The organism is Shewanella sp. MTB7 (genome assembly GCF_027571385.1).
Classification (GTDB): Bacteria; Pseudomonadota; Gammaproteobacteria; order Enterobacterales; family Shewanellaceae; genus Shewanella.
Genome location: NZ_CP085636.1, coordinates 599,511 through 620,006, shown reverse-complemented (window position 1 = coordinate 620,006; position 20,496 = coordinate 599,511). Strand labels below are relative to the sequence as shown.

Annotated in this window: 17 protein-coding genes and 1 pseudogene; 8 read left to right on the top strand and 10 right to left on the bottom strand. The window is 42.6% G+C overall.

What is annotated here, in order from left to right:
* The first annotated feature begins 61 nt into the window (after positions 1-61).
* Positions 62-865, top strand: a complete 804-nt coding sequence (locus HWQ47_RS02755) for a GGDEF domain-containing protein (RefSeq protein ID WP_269969674.1) — start codon at positions 62-64, stop codon at positions 863-865.
* 41 nt (positions 866-906) lie between these two features.
* Here HWQ47_RS02755 and cysE read toward each other — a convergent pair whose 3' ends face one another.
* The 5 genes from cysE to HWQ47_RS02730 all read right to left on the bottom strand — a co-directional run bounded on the left by cysE (position 907) and on the right by HWQ47_RS02730 (position 4,307).
* A complete protein-coding gene (gene cysE / locus HWQ47_RS02750; RefSeq protein ID WP_269969673.1) occupies positions 907-1,707 on the bottom strand; it encodes a serine O-acetyltransferase in 801 nt (266 codons plus the stop codon).
* Positions 1,708-1,879: 172 nt separating this feature from the next.
* Positions 1,880-2,125: a Rho-binding antiterminator gene (locus HWQ47_RS02745; protein ID WP_269969672.1), complete on the bottom strand. Its 246-nt coding sequence runs from the start codon at positions 2,123-2,125 to the stop codon at positions 1,880-1,882.
* A gap of 11 nt (positions 2,126-2,136) precedes the next feature.
* Positions 2,137-2,391: a DUF2024 family protein gene (locus HWQ47_RS02740; RefSeq protein WP_269969671.1), complete on the bottom strand. Its 255-nt coding sequence runs from the start codon at positions 2,389-2,391 to the stop codon at positions 2,137-2,139.
* Positions 2,392-2,468: 77 nt separating this feature from the next.
* Positions 2,469-3,005: a carboxymuconolactone decarboxylase family protein gene (locus HWQ47_RS02735; protein ID WP_269969670.1), complete on the bottom strand. Its 537-nt coding sequence runs from the start codon at positions 3,003-3,005 to the stop codon at positions 2,469-2,471.
* A 228-nt stretch (positions 3,006-3,233) separates the two neighbouring features.
* Positions 3,234-4,307 (bottom strand): AraC family transcriptional regulator, encoded by a 1,074-nt coding sequence (locus tag HWQ47_RS02730; protein ID WP_269969669.1) that lies wholly within the window; start codon positions 4,305-4,307, stop codon positions 3,234-3,236.
* Positions 4,308-4,556: 249 nt separating this feature from the next.
* Between HWQ47_RS02730 and HWQ47_RS02725 the strand changes: the two genes are divergently transcribed.
* Together HWQ47_RS02725 and HWQ47_RS02720 are read left to right on the top strand one after the other, a co-directional pair.
* On the top strand, positions 4,557-6,215 hold the full coding sequence (locus tag HWQ47_RS02725; RefSeq protein WP_269969668.1) for a pre-peptidase C-terminal domain-containing protein: 1,659 nt from the start codon (positions 4,557-4,559) through the stop codon (positions 6,213-6,215).
* 81 nt (positions 6,216-6,296) lie between these two features.
* Positions 6,297-7,823, top strand: coding sequence for a thioredoxin domain-containing protein (locus HWQ47_RS02720; protein WP_269969667.1), 1,527 nt, complete (start codon positions 6,297-6,299; stop codon positions 7,821-7,823).
* Between the two features lie 64 nt (positions 7,824-7,887).
* On the opposite strand, the gene HWQ47_RS02715 is transcribed toward HWQ47_RS02720, so the two are convergent.
* Entirely contained in the window at positions 7,888-8,742 is an 855-nt protein-coding gene (locus HWQ47_RS02715; protein WP_269969666.1) for a LysR family transcriptional regulator, read from the bottom strand.
* Positions 8,743-8,875: 133 nt separating this feature from the next.
* Between HWQ47_RS02715 and HWQ47_RS02710 the strand changes: the two genes are divergently transcribed.
* Positions 8,876-9,535 carry a glutathione S-transferase family protein gene (locus HWQ47_RS02710; RefSeq protein ID WP_269969665.1) on the top strand — a complete coding sequence of 220 codons (660 nt, stop codon included), beginning with the start codon at positions 8,876-8,878 and terminating at the stop codon, positions 9,533-9,535.
* Positions 9,536-10,004: 469 nt separating this feature from the next.
* Here the strand turns inward: HWQ47_RS02710 and HWQ47_RS02705 are convergent, their stop codons facing one another.
* From HWQ47_RS02705 to HWQ47_RS02695, 3 genes are all read right to left on the bottom strand, one after another.
* Entirely contained in the window at positions 10,005-11,276 is a 1,272-nt protein-coding gene (locus tag HWQ47_RS02705; protein ID WP_269969664.1) for an ammonium transporter, read from the bottom strand.
* Positions 11,277-11,691: 415 nt separating this feature from the next.
* On the bottom strand, positions 11,692-12,537 hold the full coding sequence (locus HWQ47_RS02700; RefSeq protein ID WP_269969663.1) for an AraC family transcriptional regulator: 846 nt from the start codon (positions 12,535-12,537) through the stop codon (positions 11,692-11,694).
* Positions 12,531-12,698: a hypothetical protein gene (locus HWQ47_RS02695; RefSeq protein ID WP_269969662.1), complete on the bottom strand. Its 168-nt coding sequence runs from the start codon at positions 12,696-12,698 to the stop codon at positions 12,531-12,533. The genes HWQ47_RS02700 and HWQ47_RS02695 overlap by 7 nt, the downstream gene beginning before the upstream one ends.
* A 213-nt stretch (positions 12,699-12,911) precedes the next feature.
* Between HWQ47_RS02695 and HWQ47_RS02690 the strand changes: the two genes are divergently transcribed.
* The 3 genes and pseudogenes from HWQ47_RS02690 to HWQ47_RS02675 all read left to right on the top strand — a co-directional run bounded on the left by HWQ47_RS02690 (position 12,912) and on the right by HWQ47_RS02675 (position 17,626).
* On the top strand, positions 12,912-14,651 hold the full coding sequence (locus HWQ47_RS02690; protein WP_269969661.1) for an N-acyl-D-amino-acid deacylase family protein: 1,740 nt from the start codon (positions 12,912-12,914) through the stop codon (positions 14,649-14,651).
* Positions 14,652-14,743: 92 nt separating this feature from the next.
* Positions 14,744-16,285 (top strand): annotated as a pseudogene (locus HWQ47_RS02685) (arylsulfatase).
* 54 nt (positions 16,286-16,339) lie between these two features.
* Positions 16,340-17,626 carry an anaerobic sulfatase maturase gene (locus HWQ47_RS02675; protein WP_269969659.1) on the top strand — a complete coding sequence of 429 codons (1,287 nt, stop codon included), beginning with the start codon at positions 16,340-16,342 and terminating at the stop codon, positions 17,624-17,626.
* Positions 17,627-17,645: 19 nt separating this feature from the next.
* On the opposite strand, the gene HWQ47_RS02670 is transcribed toward HWQ47_RS02675, so the two are convergent.
* Positions 17,646-18,611, bottom strand: a complete 966-nt coding sequence (locus HWQ47_RS02670) for a glucosaminidase domain-containing protein (RefSeq protein WP_269969658.1) — start codon at positions 18,609-18,611, stop codon at positions 17,646-17,648.
* Positions 18,612-18,858: 247 nt separating this feature from the next.
* Between HWQ47_RS02670 and HWQ47_RS02665 the strand changes: the two genes are divergently transcribed.
* Entirely contained in the window at positions 18,859-20,382 is a 1,524-nt protein-coding gene (locus HWQ47_RS02665; protein WP_269969657.1) for a YifB family Mg chelatase-like AAA ATPase, read from the top strand.
* Positions 20,383-20,496: the final 114 nt, after the last annotated feature.

Here is a 20,496-nt window from a genome sequence, read left to right as displayed (position 1 = left end):
ATACTTATTTATCAGATACCATTTAGTTGTAAAATCGAATACTTAACAACACAATATGCTTATGAGTTATATCGCTATCACACTCGTATCCACAGGCTTGCTAGGGCTTATATTGGCCATCTATCCAACCCGTCAAATATGTCATATCCCTGGCCATCAACATAATGGTTGGGTATTACTACTCACCATGATTTTTATGTTTATTATCGGCTACTTGGGTTATATCTGGATGTTGATAGACAGAGATGTCGGCAATCTGGAGCTTATCGTCGCTACTATATTCTGCGGAGGAGGAGGCTTTGTCTTTGTCATTTCCAGAATGAGCAAGGAGACCATATTTAAACTGCAACAAACAATACACGAGAAGCATTATCAGGCCCACCATGACCCCCTCACCAACTTGCCAAACCGTCACCAATTTTATGATGAGTTAGATAAGTTAATCGATACTGATTACCATATTTTCAGCTGCTTAATGATGGATCTTAATGATTTTAAAATGGTCAATGACACATTAGGACACGCCGAAGGTGATCATGTACTTCAAGTCGTCGCAGAGCGTATTCGTGACACTCTTCCTAAACGAGGTATTGCCGCACGTCTAGGCGGAGATGAATTTACGGTTATGCTTCCCGGCATGACAACTAAAGGGGCTCTGAAGGTCGCTAAAGCCATACAGGAAGCACTAACTAAAGATATTCAATGTGAAAATCACACCTTAGTAATAGGCATAAGCATCGGCATCGCCGAATTTCCGAAACATGGTATAAATAAGAAAGAGATAATGAAGCACGCCGATATCGCGATGTATAAAGCGAAGGCTACCGACGGCTACTCTCAGGTATATTCAAATCATATGGATTAACGCCTACATATTTGGATATAAACCTAAATACGTAGTCTTAATTAAGACTGACGTTGGCACCCGTCGGATTCATAGAAAGTCTGATCCATGGTTTCAGCTGGACAAGCCGATACCGGTTTCCCCACCACTTTAGCTGGCACTCCAACCACTGTAGTATGGGCAGCCACATCTGTTAATACCACGGAACCTGCACCAATCTTGGCGCCTTCACCGACTTCGATATTTCCTAACACCTTAGCCCCAGCCCCTATCATAACACCAGCGCGGATCTTAGGATGACGATCTCCCTGCTGATTACCTGTACCGCCTAAGGTCACTCCCTGCAACAGAGAAACATTATTCTCGATAACGGCGGTTTCACCGATAACAATACCCGTTGCATGATCGAACATAATTCCAGTGCCCATCTTGCACGCCGGATGAATATCAACGCCGAACACTTCAGAATTTCGACTCTGAATGAACTGAGCCAACTCAGTACGCCCTTGATGCCATAGACAGTTGGCTAAACGATGTACTTGGATTGCTTGAAAACCTTTAAGATTAAGCAGGACAGTCAAATAACTCACCACTGCTGGATCTCGCTCTTTCACCGCCTTAATATCAGTCGCGACATTGGTCAGCATCTGTTCGCAATGAATAAAGGCCTTGTCAAACAGCTCACGAAAAGTAAAAGGGGATACCACGCCATCGGAGAGCTTATTAGCAACAATAAAACTCAGTGCAGAGCCTAGACACTCATGATTTAGCACAGATGAATATACATGACTGGCCAATAATGGTTCTTTTTGAACTAAGGCTTCGGCTTCGGTTCTCAACTGTTCCCAAACTTCATAACGCATAGTGTTTAGCTCTTTTTGTGACAACATAGTTTGCAGATTGCAGATCTTAACCTAATCCACAGATAATGCATCTGCTTATCAGAGCAATTGGCTATATGGCATAACATAAACTTAGATTTATCAGTCGTAATCTAAACTCAAGCTGAAACTCGACCTCCTTTCCCATCTTAAATCAATAAATATCAACGCTGGAAAAATGAGGATTAGGCGTTAGGGCTTTCATGTTCTTAATGGTGTCTAACACCACTGCCAATCTGTGATCGCCTTGAATAATGTGTAACAACTCCTGCTTGTCACTATTGATACTTGTGGTACTCGCCACTCCTTTTTCCTCCTCACCTGAGTGCTGTGTTAACAGAACTTCAATCTTGTACAGGCAAGCGATTTCAATATAATCATGTATGTCGCACTTTATCATCGATAATATCCTCAATTTATTTGTAGAGGGATAATACAATAACCATATTGCTCTATTGTTGTTATCACTTCTGGATTCGCTATTTCAGAATGGCAAAAATTACACTGTAATTGATTAATACGATCTGAATTAATTCCTAATGAAGACAGATAAATCTTGGCAAATTCTTTTACTCTATCTTTATTGTTACTATCAACAAGTACGTCAAAATATGTATATTGCAAGCTTGAACTTGTTGCTCGTATATCAAATACATGAACTTGCATAGGAACTCCTTATATTGCTCACCTTGCCAGTTATAGCAAGGTGATGACCTTAATTAAGACCACTTAGTATTTCTTTATCAACTTAAACTTACCTTTGGAAAGTCCACTTCGACATCAAATGCCACGTTGGTGTAATTAGTGAAGATATTCAGGGCAACATGAGCCAAAATCTCAGTCACTTCGGCATCAGAAAAGCCTGCCTTTTTGACCAATTCAATGTCATCTCGGCTAACTTGTCCATGTTGAGTGACAAGTTTTCTGGCAAAGTCTAACGCTACTTGCACCTTAGGATCATGCGAAGTACCACGTTGAGCCAACGTCATCTCCTCCTCAGTCACTCCGGCATTTTTGCCTAAAACGGTGTGTGCCGAAAGACAATATTCACAACGATTAATATCTGCCACTAACACAGCAATCTGCTCCCCAAGTGCTGGAGAAATACCGCCCTTACCCAATGCGCCAAAAGAGGTCCACATGCTCTCAAGTGCAGCTGATGAATGTCCTATCGTTTTGAACATATTCGGCACTGCCCCAAACGCGCCCTTCACTTCATTAAATAATTGCTTCTGTTCATCAGAAGCATTCGCTATATCAACCGGATTTAAATTTGCCATATCAACCTCATTGGTAGTTTTAAAATAACTCGAAACAATAGCCTTGATCAATTCGTTTCGAATCGATACTAGTAATTTATAGACAAATATTGTACATGTCAAATACGTTTCGAGTCGAAACTAAATTCGAATGTGTTAAGCGAGTAATACCTAAATATTGATAGAGAAAACAAAACAAGAATTCATGGACTTAGCTAGTCCATTTAGCCAATAGCTTCAGCGACCAGACTATCTGTTATTGAGACTATCAGGGAGAGGTGGTCCCACCTTGAGTCGCTCTTTAGCGATGGCTCTTTGACGATATTGAGTCGGTGTCATGGATGTCCAGCGTTTAAAAGCACGATTAAACGCGCTCGAACTGGAGAAATTTAAAGAACAATACACAGCTTTAATTTGTACGATGGGATTTGTGACCATTTTAATCGCCAAATTTTTCCTAATTGAATCACAAATTTCAGAATAGTTTCTTCCTTCTGACATCAAACGCTTTTTAAGGGTACTTAAACTAATATTAAAGTTGCGAGCTGCTTGCTTCGCGCTAGGTATACAGCCTCTACTATTAGTCACATAGCAGATAACCTTATGACTGAATGTCAGTCCTAAGGAATAAGATTTTACCGCTTGATCTATTTTTCTTATTAACATGTCCAATATTGCAGAATTTGCCGATCGAACCTGCAGTGCCAATACACTATGAGCAATAATAATCTCGCTCTTATCCTGATAAAAGTGAACAGGACAATTAAATACCCGCAGATAATGAGAGGGAGAGCTCAATGGACCATGTCGAAAATTAACTTGGCGTAACTTAAGTTGGGGCAGATCTTGTTTATCCACTAGCAACTTAGCCAGCTGAATACCGGATGCAAAATCTAGCTCAATTAATGAAGCAAGGTATTCATCATCAAGAACCGTTTTAACTTGATAACTTGAGTCAGTTTCTCCTTTGATAAAACAAGATTCAAATGCCTGATTCATAACTGACTTGTATTTTGAAGAGAGGCTTAGCGCGGTATTCAGATTGGGGCAATTCATTAACGCATAACCCACCAGGCCGTAATCTGAAGGGTGAATATTCTCTCCAATATTCAAGCCAAAAGAGAGATCATTGGATATTAAGGTGATCTGCTTAATGAGGCACTCAATATCATCAATCACATAAACCGGCTTCAATTCGCTTAGCTGAATACTCACGGTTCCGCTATCGGACAGCTCATCTATATCCGCATGCTGTCGTTTCAATTTATTTAAGTAACCAGATATCAGGGCAAAGTAATTATTTGAAACGATGAGGTTTTTCACCTAACACCTCTATCCAATAAATGACAAATGTCGGTTGTTTTTTGTTGCACCCAATATCACAGAACTTCTTATTCAATGCAAGATTGAATAAGAAAGTAACCTCAAGGGATATTTTTGCCGCCTTTTGAGCCATTTATCCTCTATTGCGTACTGTTCGTTATTTATTCTTGCTAGGTTAAATATTGTTAAATAGACAAGCTTAATAATAAAAACAAACTTAATACTCTGGGGAATAATGGACGAGACTCTATGATGAAAAATTTAATTAATAGTCAAAAATTCAAAAGCATATTCGCAGTCAACATTTTAATGTTATCTGGTCATGCATTCGCTGCAACAGCATTAGAAAACAGCACAACAGTCAATGGATTAAGCGGAGCATCAGCAAGCGAAACTTTCTTCACTTTAGTGGTACCTGAAGGCGCAACAAATTTAAATTTTAACACCAGTGGCGGCAGCGGAGATGTGGATCTCTATGTGAAATTTGGCAACGCCCCCACAGACGCAGTCTACGATTGCCGTCCATACAATAGTGGTAATAATGAATCCTGCGCCATCAGCAATGTTCAAGCTGGCGATTATTATGTCATGTTAAAAGGCTACTCAGCCTATTCAGCATTAGCACTAACTGCAAGTTATGATGAGTCAGGCACAACGCCACCAACATCAAACACCACAATGCTAGAAAATGCAGTCCCGCTAACTAACTTAACCGGCAATAGTGGCAAACAACTCCTATTCACTTTTGAAGTCCCAGCTGGAGCTCAGGATCTCAATATTGTCATGTCTGGAGGCTCTGGAGATGCTGATCTCTATCTCAGGTTTGGCGCAGAACCAACCACGACGACCTATGACTGCCGCCCATATAAAAGCGGTAACAATGAAACCTGTACCGTCACCAACATCCAAGCAGGCACCTATTATCTGCTGATGGACGGTTATTCCAACTTTAGCGGTATTTCATTGGTAGAAACGTATAATGAAGTGACCACGCCTCCACCGGGACCCGTCGCTGGAGTCGCCAACATCGCCGTCGTCGGAGACAGTATCACCCGCGCCTTTGGTGCTGATTGTACTTATAACAGCTCTTGGTGGTCGCTACTATGCCTTGCTGGCGGCGATCAACCCGAACACTCTTGGTTTGATGGTTCAAGCTCTGCTGTTAACAGCGTCTATGACCGCTACAAGGTGCTCGACAGCTCAATCAATACCAACAATAGCGCTGCCACAGGTGCTGAACTGACGGGGATCCGAGAGGATGGATCAGAGCCAAGTTTTGCCGCTCAGGCTAACACCATTGTCGCCCAAACGCCGACACCGGATCATGTTGAGTTAATTTTTGGTGGTAACGATCTCTGTAGTCGTGACTGTATCGATCCGGCTAACTGTAACGATCCCATCTATAGCGATGATGAATGGCGTCAAGCGATACGAACTGGCCTGAACACCTTAGTTGCCGGCATGCCAGAAGGCGCCAGTGTCCTACTTGGTAGTGTCCCTAGAGTGCAAGATATTCGCCAAGCGGGGATAGATAAACAAGCGGGCGATCCCTACATCAACTGTGAATCTATCTGGACCAGTTACGATGTGTGCTCAATCGTAACCAAATCCGGCACCTTAAACGGTGAATCCATGGCATCGAGGATCGCCGGTGTTGCCGCAGCTCAAAAACGCTATAACGCCATCCTCGCTGAAGAAGCGACCGCTTACAACACGAATAGCAATGGTCAAAACCCTAATGGTATTGAGGTTGTGGCTGAGTATGTTGATGAAAGCACTCCATCTGGCGGTACCTTCCAATTCGGTGCATCACATATCAATGGAGGTGATTGTTTCCACCCTAATGTGGCAACCCAGAGTTTAATCTCTGAATTGATGTGGAACTCAAATACAGATAAGCCTCAATAGGCAGTGCATGTACGCCATGGACGCACGTGTGCGTCCATGATTTTATCAGGAATAAACCCGCAGTTAATTAGGTTCAACATCATGCAAATAGGTCTTTTCTCTCTCAGTTTTTTACTGCCCTTGCTTTTGATTGGATGCAGTGATCCGGAGCAAGCTAAACTCAATGACAAACCCACTGCTGCACAAACAAATTTAGGCTCACAATCCCAGAGTCTCGACATCGTTGCCAAGGTTGACAATGAGCTGATTTCGATGGCAGAGATAGATGCCAATATTCAACTCAAACTTTTCGATCTCAAGTGGCATAAATACCAATTGAGAAAGGCTGCCCTCAATGTCACTTTAGCGGCAAAAATAGAGCAACAGCTCTCAAGCACAAACAGCTCAGCCCCTGCAGAAATAGAGATACTACTGACTCCCCCTTCTGCGCCAAGAATACACCTGCCACAGACAGATAAGCCCATTAAAGGCGACCCAAATGCAGAGATAACACTGTCTCTGTTTTGCAGTTATCAGTCCTCCCATTGTGCTCGACTACAACCTGAACTCAGGGAGCTAGAAGCCCGCTATGGTCAACTGGTTAATCTGGTTTTTTACGATCTTCCGCAAGCCTTCCATCGCTACGGGAAAGCCGCGGCTAATGCCGACCTCTGTGCCATGGAATCCGATACGAAGTGGGCATATCAGGCAGCCTTATACAGCAATATCAACCAGCTAAATAGAGAACGATACCTTATCATTGCCAATCAGTTGGGCTTAGATAAAAGCAGCTTTACGCATTGTATGGATCTCAACCAATATCAGGACAAAATAGACGCAGACCGTGAGCTTGCTCAGCGCCTAGGACTGGGTAATGTGCCGGTATTATTTATCAATGGTCTCTATACCAAAGGGGCGAATACTGCCGACGGCTATGGTTACTATATCAATCAAGAGTTGCTACGTTTAGGCCTACCCATTCCTTCAAGCTTACCTTTGGGGTTAATTTCAATCTCAATTAATCAGTCTAAACAAGATTCAAGCGCACACCTTAGCGATCTTAAAAGCCAAACGGTCACTGAGTATAAGCATAGCGACACTATTGCTAAGCAGGTAACATTAACGTCCATAGAGCCTAACCGAGTCCTGCTGAATAATAACGGTCAGATGGAATTTTTGTTGCTCAAACAGACTCCAAATGAACGGGTCGCGTCAACAGATGTGACGAGTTCGCCAAGTATCGAAAGCAAGCAAAACCATCCACACCGTGGAGTAGACTCCAGCGCCCAAGCCGAAAGATTTAAACAACTGCCCATCACAGCCAAAATGCAGCTGTCCAAGAATTGGCTATCGCAACATTTGCAAAACAAAGAGAAACTGGCGCAACATTTTCATGCCACTGAGCATCAAATTGAAGGGGTACATCTGTTAAAGCTCACCGACATCGACAGGAATGAGTTTTACAAAACCTTAGGACTCCAATCCGGTGATGTGGTATTACAGGCAAACAATCAGTGGGTACATGAAGGTGCTAATCCACTGTGGGATGCGCTAGCCCAAAAGGAGATCACCCTGTTGGTGATGAGGAAAGGATTGCCCATGCGCTTTGACTACAAGACTAAACCCTAGTAGATATCCATAGATTCAGTAACCTAGGTTCTAGTGCTAGCTTTCTAGCACCTGGGGTTTTGCTTTACCCATCAATTTTCATCTCTGCAAACCCCTTCACCACTTGCTGCGCTAACTCCGCTGAAAAAGGCGAATGAGCGCGGGAGGAGATCACCAATGCAATACCAACGCTGGGTAATGGTGGCAGACGATCAGACTCTATAATTAAGCTATCACTACCCGCACTCAATTTTGCCATCACTCCAAGTCCAATCCCCTGCTTAACCATGCCCTTGATTGCCGTTGCACTGCTGCTCGAAGCCATCAAACAATATTCCCTTCCCAGCTTCATCAAACCGTCGATGGCCGCTAAATGAAACTTACAATCTTTTTGAAACAGAATTATAGGTAATGAGTCTTGCGCAATAAGCTCGAACTCTTCACTCCCAATCCACACACCGACATCAGTTGTCAGCAGATAACCTTCATCTGAATCTGGCAAACGGGTCACAATGGCCGCATCAAGCTCACCACAGTCCAACATCACTCTAATAAGATAACTGGAGGCACTGGTAACGAGTAACTCTAACTTAGGTAAATAGAGGTGCAACAGCTTGACGATGGACGGTAAAATCGTATCGGCGTAATCATCGGGGCAGCCAAGGTGCAAACGTGGCCTCACATCCGATGATTTCAGTGCCGCTACGGTTTGGTCATGTAATTGCAGTATCGGCTTCGCGTACAAAGCCAGCCGTCGACCTTGAACTGAGAGAATTAAGTTTCTCCCTTCCTTTTCAAACAAGCCTTTACCCAACTCCGCCTCCAAACGTTTCATCTGCATGCTCACCGCAGATTGAGTTTTGTGGGTTTGTTTTGCTGCTCGGGTAAAACTCCCTGTCTCTACAAAGGCGATAAAACTTCTTAGCGAATCAATATCCATAGTTCCTCGTAAATCGATTAACCCATTCGAATTATTAATAGATAATATCAAATCTATTCGTTAGTCACCATAAGCACAAGCTCATATAGTAGCAAAACAGTTACAACACTAATGGCAAGATTAGGGAGATGAGATGGAACTTTATATAGGTAATAAAAATTACTCTAGTTGGTCACTAAGAGCCTGGTTAATGCTTGAAAAATCAGAAATAGCTTTCAATGAGGTGAAACTACAGCTCTTTACTCCCGACTTTTATCACCAACTAGAAGGCATATCACCTAACTTGAAAGTACCGGCCTTAGTCGACGGAGAGATCAGAGTATGGGATTCGTTAGCGATTTGCGAATACATCAATGATACTTATATATCAGGCGCCGCTTGGCCCAATAATCCAAGCCAAAAAGCTAAGGCCCGCTCCATCGCCTGCGAGATGCATTCAGGCTTTAACGCCCTGCGTGATGAACTGCCGATGAATGTCCGCGCCACCCGCTGTATCCTGCTCAGTGACGCTGCTAAAAAAGATGTTCAGCGCATCGATGATATCTGGTCCAGCCAGATGGAAGCATTCGACACAGACAACACCGGCAGCTGGCTATTCGGCACTTGGTCTATCTGCGACATGATGTTCGCCCCTGTTGTGATGCGCTTTCAATCATACGGCATTCCAGTATCCGACAACGCACGCTGCTACATGAAACATGTGACTGAAAGCCCTGAAATGCAACGCTGGATCGCAGCAGCACTAGAGGAAACTGAGATAGTTGTTGAGGATGAAGCAGGCGTTGAGCTTTAAGTGTGATTAAACTTAATGGTGAAGATACTTCTTCGAGACGCTGTAAAGCCATCCTTGGCAGAGAATTAGCTTGTACCTTATAAAAGCTAAGGACTATGTTAAATTTATACTCAAATAAAATAACCTCCGTATAGACAGGTTTTCTTTAATTTTAAAGGAGTATGAATTGAATGATATTACGAGTCTAATTACCGTAATAACAAGTTTGCTTATTGCAATAGTTGCGTTGGTCAAAGCCATAAAAAATCAAAAGTAACTTTGCAAATCTCAAGTCTAAAATCTAGGAGATAAAGATGAAAATTGGAACACCACTATTATTGATTAATAATAGTGGTGTTCCAATTAGCTAAGTCAAATCGAAGAGGTCAATGAGCGGATATAGATGTGACTGCAAGCTTTCATGTTTAGCAAAAAATTCAGTAAAACTGATCCTGAGCGTATTACATGTGTCATACGCTCAATAAGTAGATTATTCCGCTTTATCAATTTTGCTTCCATCATCCATCATTTGGTCCTCAACATTATCTCCATTATGGTAAGCCTCTTCACCAAACTCAGCAAAATCAAGACCTTGCTCCTGCTCATCATCCGAAGTCTTTAACTCACCATTATAATTGACAAGCTTAAGGATCAAGGTCGTCAGCAACCAGGCATAAACAGTAATAAAAATCACAGCGAATAATTGTACAAAAAATTGCGGCATACCAGCATCGACTTTATCTATTGCATCACTGGCAAAAATACCAATAAGTAGCGATCCAGTGATCCCCCCAACACCATGGGCACGCCAAACTTCTAGCGCATCATCAATATCCAGCTTTTGTTGCACATACTTGGCGAAGTAACAAGCCGTAGCACCTATAGCCCCAATAAGCAGTGCAGAACTTGGCTCCACATAACCTGCTGCGGGTGTGATCGTTGCTAAACCAGCAACAGCACCGACTAATACGCCTGAAAAAGAGGGTTTACCGTGTTCGCGCCAATCCCAAAACATCCACACTAACATCGCGGTAGAACCTGCTAACGTGGTATTGGTAAAGGCATAAGCCGCCAGCTCATTGGCAGCATAAGCACCGCCAGAATTAAAGCCAAACCAACCAAACCATAGGAGTCCAGCGCCTACAGCAACCAGTGGTAAGTTTGTCGGAGCCTCTTTCTTGCCTTCTTTAGTACTTTTGCGTTTACCCACATACATAGCCACTGTCAGCGCAGAAATACCCGCGGTAGTGTGGACCACCAGGCCACCAGCAAAATCAACCACCCCCATAGATGCCATAAAGCCGTTGCCCCAGACCCAATGAGCGACAGGAATGTAAACCAGCAAACTCCATAAAATGATAAATTTGAGATAAGCTGGGAACTTGAATCGTCCGGCAAAGGCACCTGTCATCAATGCTGGAGTAATAATGGCAAACATCATTTGATAGGCAAAAAACAAAATAAACGGCACACTTTTAGCGTATGTATCATTAGGCTCAGCCCCAATATGGTAGAACCCCATAAACTCAGTCAACGAGCCAATAACGCCACCTATATCACTACCGAATGCAAGACTAAAGCCGCCAAACACCCATAATATGGCTATCACACCCATGCAAATAAAGTTTTGCATCATGATAGTTAGCATATTTTTTTCATTGACCATTCCCCCATAAAAAAGCGCGAGTCCAGGGGTCATTAATAATACTAATGCTGTACATAACAGCAGAAATGCAGTATCGCCAGTATTGATCATAATCATAACATTACCTTATGAAGTACTTTTGACTTGATTGAATTAATAGTTCTTGGTGGTCCACTAATTATTGATATTAATAGTGAAGTCATCAAACCGTTACTTGTACACTTTCCGTTCAAGCTATGGTAAATAGTGCCACTCCTCATCAACAAACGGAAGGCATTATGGAAGAAGAATAGGTTTAAGTTGAAACCTAACGAGGATAAAATGGATTATTATTTTAAATTACAAGGAGATAAAAATAATAATGTGCGACACAAAAACACATCTAAATAAACAACTAAAATATACGTAACCATTGATCGAACATATTAAATAAACTTAAATGACTTAATATTCTACAAACTTAAAAATAAGTTCGACAGTAAAATTATAATCTTCTAGAAGTAAAAAAATTATATTCAGTAATATCAAACTTTTAAATCCCATTCCTGTTATTGCGCCACTGTAATGGTGCCGAGCCATAACGCTTTTTAAAAGCTCGAGAAAAGGCACTAACGTCTTTATAACCAAGCGTTTCACTGATTAACGTTACGCTCATTACACTGGCACTTAAATACCAACATGCCCTTCTCCCCCGTAAATTTGAGAGTATCTCCTTAAAATTAACATGTTGAGATTTCAGGAGCCGCTGCAAGGTTCTTTTATTGATATTGAGTTTATCAGCAACACTATCGAGGGAGGTGTTCTGTGAACCAATTTGTTGGATTAATATCGCTGTAATTTCACGTTCAATATTATTATAAGGTGTTGAAGCTTTATTGACATACTCCTCTAAAAATTCATTCCTATTGTGGCTATCAGAATTAACGGCTTCCGCTAAGTATCTTTTATCAAATAAAATCTGATCATACTCTTGGTTAAACATCACATCAGCTTTGAATACTTTTCGATACAGTTTTAAATCAGAGATCGGGCTATGGGAAAGCTCTATCCTTATCGCGGTAAAATGCTGTCCAGCAAACAAGTTTAACATATTAGAGCAAGCCCCTAATGACAGCTCCTTTATCTGTTTTAACGGCATCATATTGGTTTCATACTCAAATCGAGTAAGGTAAACAACATCGTTTACTTCACTTAACACCCAGTTTTCAGCTGGAGAATGCACAGCCATGTATCTTTGGGCTGCTAATATTGCATCTTTCACTGTGTTACAGCTCGTCATAAGCAAACCTAGTGGACCCAACATATCAATATCTTGAAGTTGTGATAACTGTAAACCAAAATGTGGAACCTTAAGTCTATCTGCAGTGATTTCTAGCAACTCTTGCATCGCAAAAAAGAGATAAGTGTTTCGTGCCTCTCTAGCTCGCCAAGGGAGATGCCCACCTCCTTAAGTAATCCTGTAGGACTAGCAGAATAGGATTCAACCAGCTCTTTAAAGCCTTGTAACGCACCACTTCGAATCAAGTATTGTTCATCCATTCCACTCTCCGCCGTACCTAAACTTTGATGAGAAAAGTGTACGAACACTCTCCAAAAGCAAATGAAACAACGTGAAACCAAACACTTATACCAACTATCACAATGTCGTCAAATGATAAGAAATGAGGATTACTACAGCGTAATCTAATTAACATTACCTCATAGAATACTAATAAGAATAAGAATAAGAATCAAAATTAGAAGAATTAGACTATGGCTGAGTTCGACATAATCATAAAGGATGGACTTTACTTCGACGGTACAGGTAAAACTGCCACAATCCAAAACATCGGGATAAAAGCGGGAAAAATTACCCAAGTCAGCAGTGAACCTCTTAATGAAACCCATTGTAGCAAGGTCATCGCCGCTAATAACATGTGGGTAATGCCTGGATCTATCGATACCCATACCCATTACGATGCTGAACTCATCGCCAGCCCCAGTCTTTCAGAGTCTGTTCGTCACGGGGTAACAACGGTGATGGTGGGTAGCTGCTCATTAAGCATCATCTGCAGCGAACATGAAGATGCATCAGATATTTTTACCCGTGTTGAAACCGTTCCACGAGAAAAAGTCTTACCCATTATCAAGCAACATAAAACATGGAGTACACCTAAAGGCTGGGTTGATTTTGTCCAAAATCACCCGCTAGGACCCAATGTCATCTCTATGTTAGGTCATAGCGATCTGAGGGCTGGCGTGATGGGGCTACTGAGATCAACCGATGCCAAGGTTGTCCCAACTGAAGCTGAAATGCAAAAGATGGAGGCGCTGCTTAAAGAGTCATTAGATATTGGTTTCTTAGGTTTATCAACCATGCGTCTCAAGTGGGATAAACTTGATGGAGACAGAGCATGGTCAAAAAGCTTACCCAGCACCTATGCGCGTTGGAAGGAAGTTTCACGTTTAAATAAACTGGTTAGGCAATACGATCGCGTTCATCAAGGGGCTCCCAACGCCGCCGCTATATTACAGATAAATCGATATATGCGTGAATGTATGGGTATATTTCACAAGCCGCTTAAAACAACGCTCATCAGCCGCATGGATCTTAAAGGCAGTGTCTACCTAAGTAAAATCACCAATATAGCCGCAAGGGTAACTAACTTTTTTAAAGGCGATTTTCGATGGCAAGTACTGCCAACCCCTTTTACTGTCTACGCAGATGGCATCGATGTCGTCTTTTTTGAGGAATTTGGTGCGGGTGAGATGGCATTAGATTTAAAAGATCAAATCAGCCGAAATAAGCTATTGAAAGATGAGAAATATCGTCGTGATTTCAGAAAGTTTTATGGTGAGAAACTCAGCCCTAGAGTTTGGCAGCGAGATTTTGGCGATGCTATTATTTTGGACTGTCCAGATGCCAGTATTATTGGCAAGAACTTTTCTGAGGTGGCTAAAAAGCGTGAAGTTCATGTGGTGGATCTGTTTCTAGATCTGGTGGTTGAGTTCGGTACAAGCTTAAGGTGGTACACCACCGTTGCTAATCATCGAAAGCATATTTTAAAAAATATGGTAAAGGATGATAAATCACTCATCACCTTCAGTGATGCAGGGGCTCACATTCGCAATATGGCTTTTTACAATCTGCCATTACGCATGCTTAAACTCATTAAAGAGAGCGCTGACGAAGGCCAACCTGTGATGAGCATGGAAAAAGCGGTATGGAAAATGACTGGCGATCAAGCTGATTGGTTTGGTATTGATGCAGGTAGAATTCAGCTAGGAGATCGAGCCGATGTCACTATTATCAACCCAAAACACTTTGATCAAAACCTAGAAGATGTTTGCTGGAAAGAGATGGATAACTTTGAATTACAAAGGTTAGTGAATCGAAATCCCGACCTAGTTAACACTGTACTGATTAATGGAAAATTGGCATTTGAAAATAACACTTTAGCGCCTGAGTTAGGTACCGACAAAGGCTTTGGCACTTTTTTACCTGCCAAATAAGTTTATCTGTTTATCGATCAATATTAGCTCCCGAAATATGCTCGAATCACCAAATACGATAAAGCACAACTTGGGCAAAGGAAGAGATACCCATGCAAATAACCAAAAAAAATCTAATGACAACGGCGATAACAACCGCGTTAAGCAGTTGTGCTTTACAAGTTTATGCTGCTGATAAACCAAATATTCTCGTCATCATGGGAGATGATATAGGTTATTGGAACCTAAGTACTTATAACCAAGGTATGCTCGGCTACACCACGCCGAACATAGATCGCATCACCAGGGAGGGAGCTAAGTTCACCTCTTATTATGCTCAACAAAGCTCTACAGCCGGTCGTTCGGCATTTATCACTGGACAAATGCCCATTAGAACAGGACTGTCAAAAGTGGGCTTCCCCGGGGCTAAACAAGGAATATCAAAGCAAGATCCCACCATGGCGACTCTACTCAAGACCTTAGGTTATGCCACGGGACAATTTGGCAAAAACCACTTAGGCGACCTCGATGAGTATTTACCGACAAATCATGGGTTTGATGAGTTCATGGGCAATTTATACCACTTAAATTCAGAGGAGGAGCCAGAGCATTCAGATTATCCAAAAGATCCCAGTTTCCTTAAGCACTTTGCTCCTAGAGGCGTATTAAAATCTACGGCTAAAAACATTGAGAAAGATAACCCACAAGGCAGTATTTCACCAAGCCAGGCTGATGTTATCGACACAGGCCCTTTAACGCGAAAACGAATGGAAACCATTGACGATGAATTTATGTCAGTAGCCAGTGATTTCATGGCGCGACAAGTTAAGAGTGACACGCCTTTCTTTATATGGGTAAACCCAAGTCGCATGCATAACTTTACCCATGTCCCTAAGCAGTACAAAGGTAAAACAGGTTTAAATGAATATGCTGACGGTATGCTGCAACATGATGACCAAGTCGGCAAGCTACTCGATAAAGTTGAAGCGTTAGGAATAGACGATAACACCATCATTATCTACACCACAGATAATGGCCCTATGCTCTCTACTTGGCCAGATGCTGGCATGGCGCCATTTAGAGGCGAAAAGAACACCGGATGGGAGGGCGGATTTCGCGTGCCGACACTCATTAAATGGCCTGGACATGTACAACCAGGCTCAGTGATCCGCGAAATGTTCGCCAGTGAAGATTGGTTACCCACCCTGCTCGCGGCAGCAGGAGATGCTGAAGTTAAAAATAAATTACTCAACGGCGACACCATCAACGAGCTCACTTATAAAGTTCACCTAGACGGTTTTGATCAACGAAAACTCATTGAGGGAATAGGACCAACAGCTTGACAAAATTTCTTCTACTGGAGTGATGATGGTGATCTACTCGCCATGCGATATAGCCGCTGGAAGTTACATTTTAACATTCAAGAAAGTACCGGCATTGATGTTTGGCGGGATCCATTTACCAAACTTAGAGCACCACTGCTATTTGATATGGAAACAGATCCGTTTGAACGTGGTGACACTGGATTTGGTTATGATAAATGGTGGTATGAGCATTCCTTCATCATGATGCCAGCACTAGCGGAAATCGGAAAAATGAAAGCCACTTTAGCTGCATATCCTCCCCGACAAAAACCTGCAAGCTTTGTAAAATAAAATACTGCCAAAGTAGGGCAAGCTTAAAATATATTAAAAATTAGGCGGTAGTGTATGGCACAAGGTTCAATGAAACAGAGTACCTATATGGACGCAGTCCCTCTGATCAGTGCAGAGAAAGATCTCAGTCCTCAACCCGCTTACGTTCGGCGCTTCCATGCGATGGCCAAACCAACTGGAGCAAGTTGTAACATAGATTGTCAGTACTGTTTCTATCTGCACAAAGAGGACTTATTGAACCAACCAAAACAGAGTCGCATGTCTGATAAAACGCTTAGCCTGTTTATTCAAAATTATATCAACAGCCAAGATGGAGATGAGATCGTTTTTTCATGGCAAGGTGGCGAGCCAACGCTGATGGGGTTAGACTTTTTCAAAACAGTGGTTCAACTACAGCAGCAATACTCTCCTGCTGGAGTGACCATAAAAAATGACTTGCAAACGAATGGAATATTACTCAATGAACAATGGGCTATTTTTCTAAAACAACATGATTTTTTAGTTGGACTGTCGATCGATGGACCACAGTATTTACATGACATATATCGAGTAACTCGTAGCGGTAAACCCACTTTTGAATTAGTCATGGTGGCGGCCAAAATATTAAAGCAACATAAAATCCCCTTCAATGCATTAACCGTTATCAACCGTAAAAATGCGCTTTATCCTAAGGAGATTTATCGCTTTCTAACCCAAGAATTAGGCGCGACTTATATTCAATTTACTCCCTGTGTAGAGAGTAATAATTTCACTCAAACAGCGCCACAATTTTGGAATGAGCACATGCTCCCAATCATGGGCAGCGAACTAGCAAAACCTGGTCACCCCATGTCTGTTGTCACAGATTGGTCTGTGGATCCTGACGATTGGGGACAATTTTTAATATCGGTATTCGATGAATGGGTCAATAACGATCTAGGGCGAGTACTGGTTAACTTGTTTGAAACTGCCGTCGCACAAACAATGGGGTTACCAGCTCAAATCTGCGTTATGGCTGAGTTTTGTGGTAAAGGCGTAGCAGTTGAGCATGACGGTAAAGTGTATTCTTGCGACCATTATGTTTATCCCGAATATGAGCTAGGCAATATACATCAAAGCAGTTTAAATAATTTGGTGTTTTCAACTCGCCAAGAGACCTTTGGTATGGCTAAACGTGACAGCTTGCCAAATTATTGTAAAGAGTGCTCCCATCTAAATTTATGCTGGGGAGAATGTCCTAAAAACAGGTTAATTCGTGCCCCAGATGGTGAGTTAGGCTTGAACTATTTATGTTCCGGTTTCAGTCGTTTTTTCACACATGCTAAGCCCATTCTCAATGGAATTTCAGCTGTCTTAGAGTGAGTAGAATAATCAAGGTAGTTTAGTTAAACTTGATACGCTTACGCCCCAACGATGGGTCTAATTCAACCTTATCGTAATTGTCCAGATGATGGTGCTCGATTAAGCTACGTAGGTTATTCACATAAGCCTGACCACGAACTGAATAGTTTGCTAACGCTGCAACCAGTTCATATCCGGTGACAGGCTTGCCTTTAGCACGCAGCTCCTCACGCAGTTGCCATAACTCATGGTAGGCCCGGCTTGAGTTGAGGTTATAGATATAGGCCGCAGTTCCCTGATATAAACTATCGAAGGCAGCGACTTTGACATGACCTCCTGGTGTAGTAAGATATTTCCCACCACCTTGCGGTAAGTGTTCACCATAAAGTGCATTACCTTGAACCGCAAAATGACTGGTTCCCCAACCACTTTCATCAATCCCTTGAGCTAACACCATGCCAGTTGGGATCACATCAATATGGAGGAGTAATTGCTGAATATTGACCCCGGGATTATCACCACCTTTTGACAGCCCTCCTTTTGCACTGTCTTTAAGACCGTAGTCATTAGCTAAGGCTTGTAACCAAACTTGATCCTTAGAGGTTAAACTTGCGCTTGGTCTCTCTACCATCTGTTTTAAGGTGGCCCTCACTTTTAGGATCTGCTGATTTACCGCCAACACGTTAGGCAGTAACAGACGCACAAAGTTATCTATCTTATTCTCGACCGTTTGATTATTCAGATCGTCCGGCAAATTCATCACATACAGCTCAGGGACGTTAAAGTTTTGTCTGACTAAATCCAATTTATAACCAGATTGGGCAAATTCTTTGGTTAACTGGGCTGCGCCAGTTAGGGTGATCTCATCCTTAACCTCGACATAAGGCTGTTTAATGTTCTCAGGCATTAAAGTAAGTGAATAACTATCTGAAGTACCAGCTGTAGCATTAGTCACGGTAAAAATGCCAATGAACAACAAAGCGTTTAGGGGGCGGTAAGATGTCATAATTATTCACTCCATAGTTACTTTAAACAAGAGACTAGTATGCCAAACATTAGGCTTTACCCAAGTACTCTATCCGACCATTTTACCAAAAATATAGCAATGACCAAGGGCAATCATTTCGGCTAACTAAGCTATGAAACATTTCCCCTGCTACACTCTATATAATTGATATTTTATTAAAATCAACTCTCTATATTGCGATATAAATAGAGATACACAGTAGCTCTATTTGCAAAAGGATTTGTTTATGGCCATCGCCTGTGTCGCCACACGAGCCAGCAAAGGCGTCGACGCTCCTCCCGTTACCGTTGAGGTTCATCTAAGTAATGGACTACCTGCATTCAACTTAGTTGGTTTGCCAGAAACCTCAGTCAAGGAAGCCAAAGAACGGGTACGCAGCGCTATCATCAACGCTGGCTTCGAATTCCCCATGCGTAGAATAACCGTCAATTTAGCGCCAGCAGATCTGCCTAAGCAGGGAGGTCGTTATGACCTTCCTATTGCCATAGGTATATTGGCAGCCTCGAAACAGATCCCTAAGAAAGCACTTATCGATCATGAATTTGTCGGTGAACTCGCACTATCCGGTCACATCAGACATAGCCATGGACTCTTACCGGTTATTGTCGAAGCTCGTAAGCAAGATACCAAACTCGTTATACCACTGGATAACCGCGCCGATGCTGAGCTTGTGGGATATAACAAGGTTCACTTTGCCTCTCATCTGCAAGGGTTAAGTGAATACCTCCATGGCCAATCTCCCCTACCGGGTATAGAGCCAGGCTTAGAGTGGATAGAACATGAGGCTGTATCAGAGCATGGTTGCTTCAGCGAAGTAATAGGCCAATACCATGCCAAGCATGGATTAGAGATAGCCGCAGCTGGTAACCACAACATTTTACTGCTCGGTCCCCCAGGAACAGGAAAGAGTATGCTGGCCAGCCGCATGATGCAGCTCTTACCACCTCTGGGTTACGATGAGGCACTGGAAGTTGCCACTCTTCATTCGGTCGCTGGTCATGAGATCCAACCTAAACAGTTTTATACTCGCCCATTTCGAAATCCACACCATACCAGCTCAGCTATCTCACTTGTAGGTGGAGGCAGCATACCGAAACCCGGCGAGATATCATTGGCCCATCGCGGTGTACTATTTCTTGACGAGGTGGTTGAGTTCCCCCGAAAAGTACTCGACTGTCTTCGTGAGCCTATGGAGGCTGGTGAAGTAGTGATCTCCCGCGCAGCCGCTAAACTCACCTTCTTAAGTCGCTTTCAGTTAATCGCAGCCATGAATCCCAGTCCTTGTGGTGATATAGACAATGCCAGAGCCACGCCGGATCAGATACAGCGCTATCTTTCACGCCTGTCAGGTCCTTTTCTCGATCGATTCGATCTCACCATAGAGGTACCACGACTACCTGAAGGGGCACTAACCCAAACTGATACCAAGTCGGAGACCAGCGCCAAAATAGCACAGAGAGTAAAACAGGCCAGAGAAATACAGCTTAGTCGTGCCGGATGTCTCAACAGTGAGTTGACCGGTAAACAACTCAAAGAACTGGGTCGCTTCAAACAAGCAGATCTGCTTTTTCTGGAACAAAGCGTCAATAAACTAAATCTGTCGATACGCAGTTTTCATCGCCTACAACGGGTATCACGCACCATTGCAGATCTGCAACAGAGTCAAACCGTAGAGCGTAACCATATTGCTCAGGCACTCGGTTACCGTGCAATGGACAGGTTGCTAAACAGCCTAAAAAGCAGTTATTAACATAAACAGCTATTAATATGCCATAAAAATGAAAATTTCACTGATCTGACACATCAATATTGAGCAAAAGCCCTACTGAGAGTAGTATGAGTCTCCAATTTGTATCAGGGGATG

Excerpts from the sequence above, each read along its gene's own strand:
- HWQ47_RS02755 (WP_269969674.1), top strand. The coding sequence starts at position 62 with ATGAGTTATATCGCTATCACACTCGTATCCACAGGCTTGCTAGGGCTT.
- cysE (WP_269969673.1), bottom strand. The coding sequence starts at position 1,707 with ATGCGTTATGAAGTTTGGGAACAGTTGAGAACCGAAGCCGAAGCCTTA.
- HWQ47_RS02745 (WP_269969672.1), bottom strand. The coding sequence starts at position 2,125 with ATGATAAAGTGCGACATACATGATTATATTGAAATCGCTTGCCTGTAC.
- HWQ47_RS02740 (WP_269969671.1), bottom strand. The coding sequence starts at position 2,391 with ATGCAAGTTCATGTATTTGATATACGAGCAACAAGTTCAAGCTTGCAA.
- HWQ47_RS02735 (WP_269969670.1), bottom strand. The coding sequence starts at position 3,005 with ATGGCAAATTTAAATCCGGTTGATATAGCGAATGCTTCTGATGAACAG.
- HWQ47_RS02725 (WP_269969668.1), top strand. The coding sequence starts at position 4,557 with ATGATGAAAAATTTAATTAATAGTCAAAAATTCAAAAGCATATTCGCA.
- HWQ47_RS02720 (WP_269969667.1), top strand. The coding sequence starts at position 6,297 with ATGCAAATAGGTCTTTTCTCTCTCAGTTTTTTACTGCCCTTGCTTTTG.
- HWQ47_RS02715 (WP_269969666.1), bottom strand. The coding sequence starts at position 8,742 with ATGGATATTGATTCGCTAAGAAGTTTTATCGCCTTTGTAGAGACAGGG.
- HWQ47_RS02710 (WP_269969665.1), top strand. The coding sequence starts at position 8,876 with ATGGAACTTTATATAGGTAATAAAAATTACTCTAGTTGGTCACTAAGA.
- HWQ47_RS02705 (WP_269969664.1), bottom strand. The coding sequence starts at position 11,276 with ATGATTATGATCAATACTGGCGATACTGCATTTCTGCTGTTATGTACA.
- HWQ47_RS02695 (WP_269969662.1), bottom strand. The coding sequence starts at position 12,698 with ATGGATGAACAATACTTGATTCGAAGTGGTGCGTTACAAGGCTTTAAA.
- HWQ47_RS02690 (WP_269969661.1), top strand. The coding sequence starts at position 12,912 with ATGGCTGAGTTCGACATAATCATAAAGGATGGACTTTACTTCGACGGT.
- HWQ47_RS02675 (WP_269969659.1), top strand. The coding sequence starts at position 16,340 with ATGGCACAAGGTTCAATGAAACAGAGTACCTATATGGACGCAGTCCCT.
- HWQ47_RS02670 (WP_269969658.1), bottom strand. The coding sequence starts at position 18,611 with ATGACATCTTACCGCCCCCTAAACGCTTTGTTGTTCATTGGCATTTTT.
- HWQ47_RS02665 (WP_269969657.1), top strand. The coding sequence starts at position 18,859 with ATGGCCATCGCCTGTGTCGCCACACGAGCCAGCAAAGGCGTCGACGCT.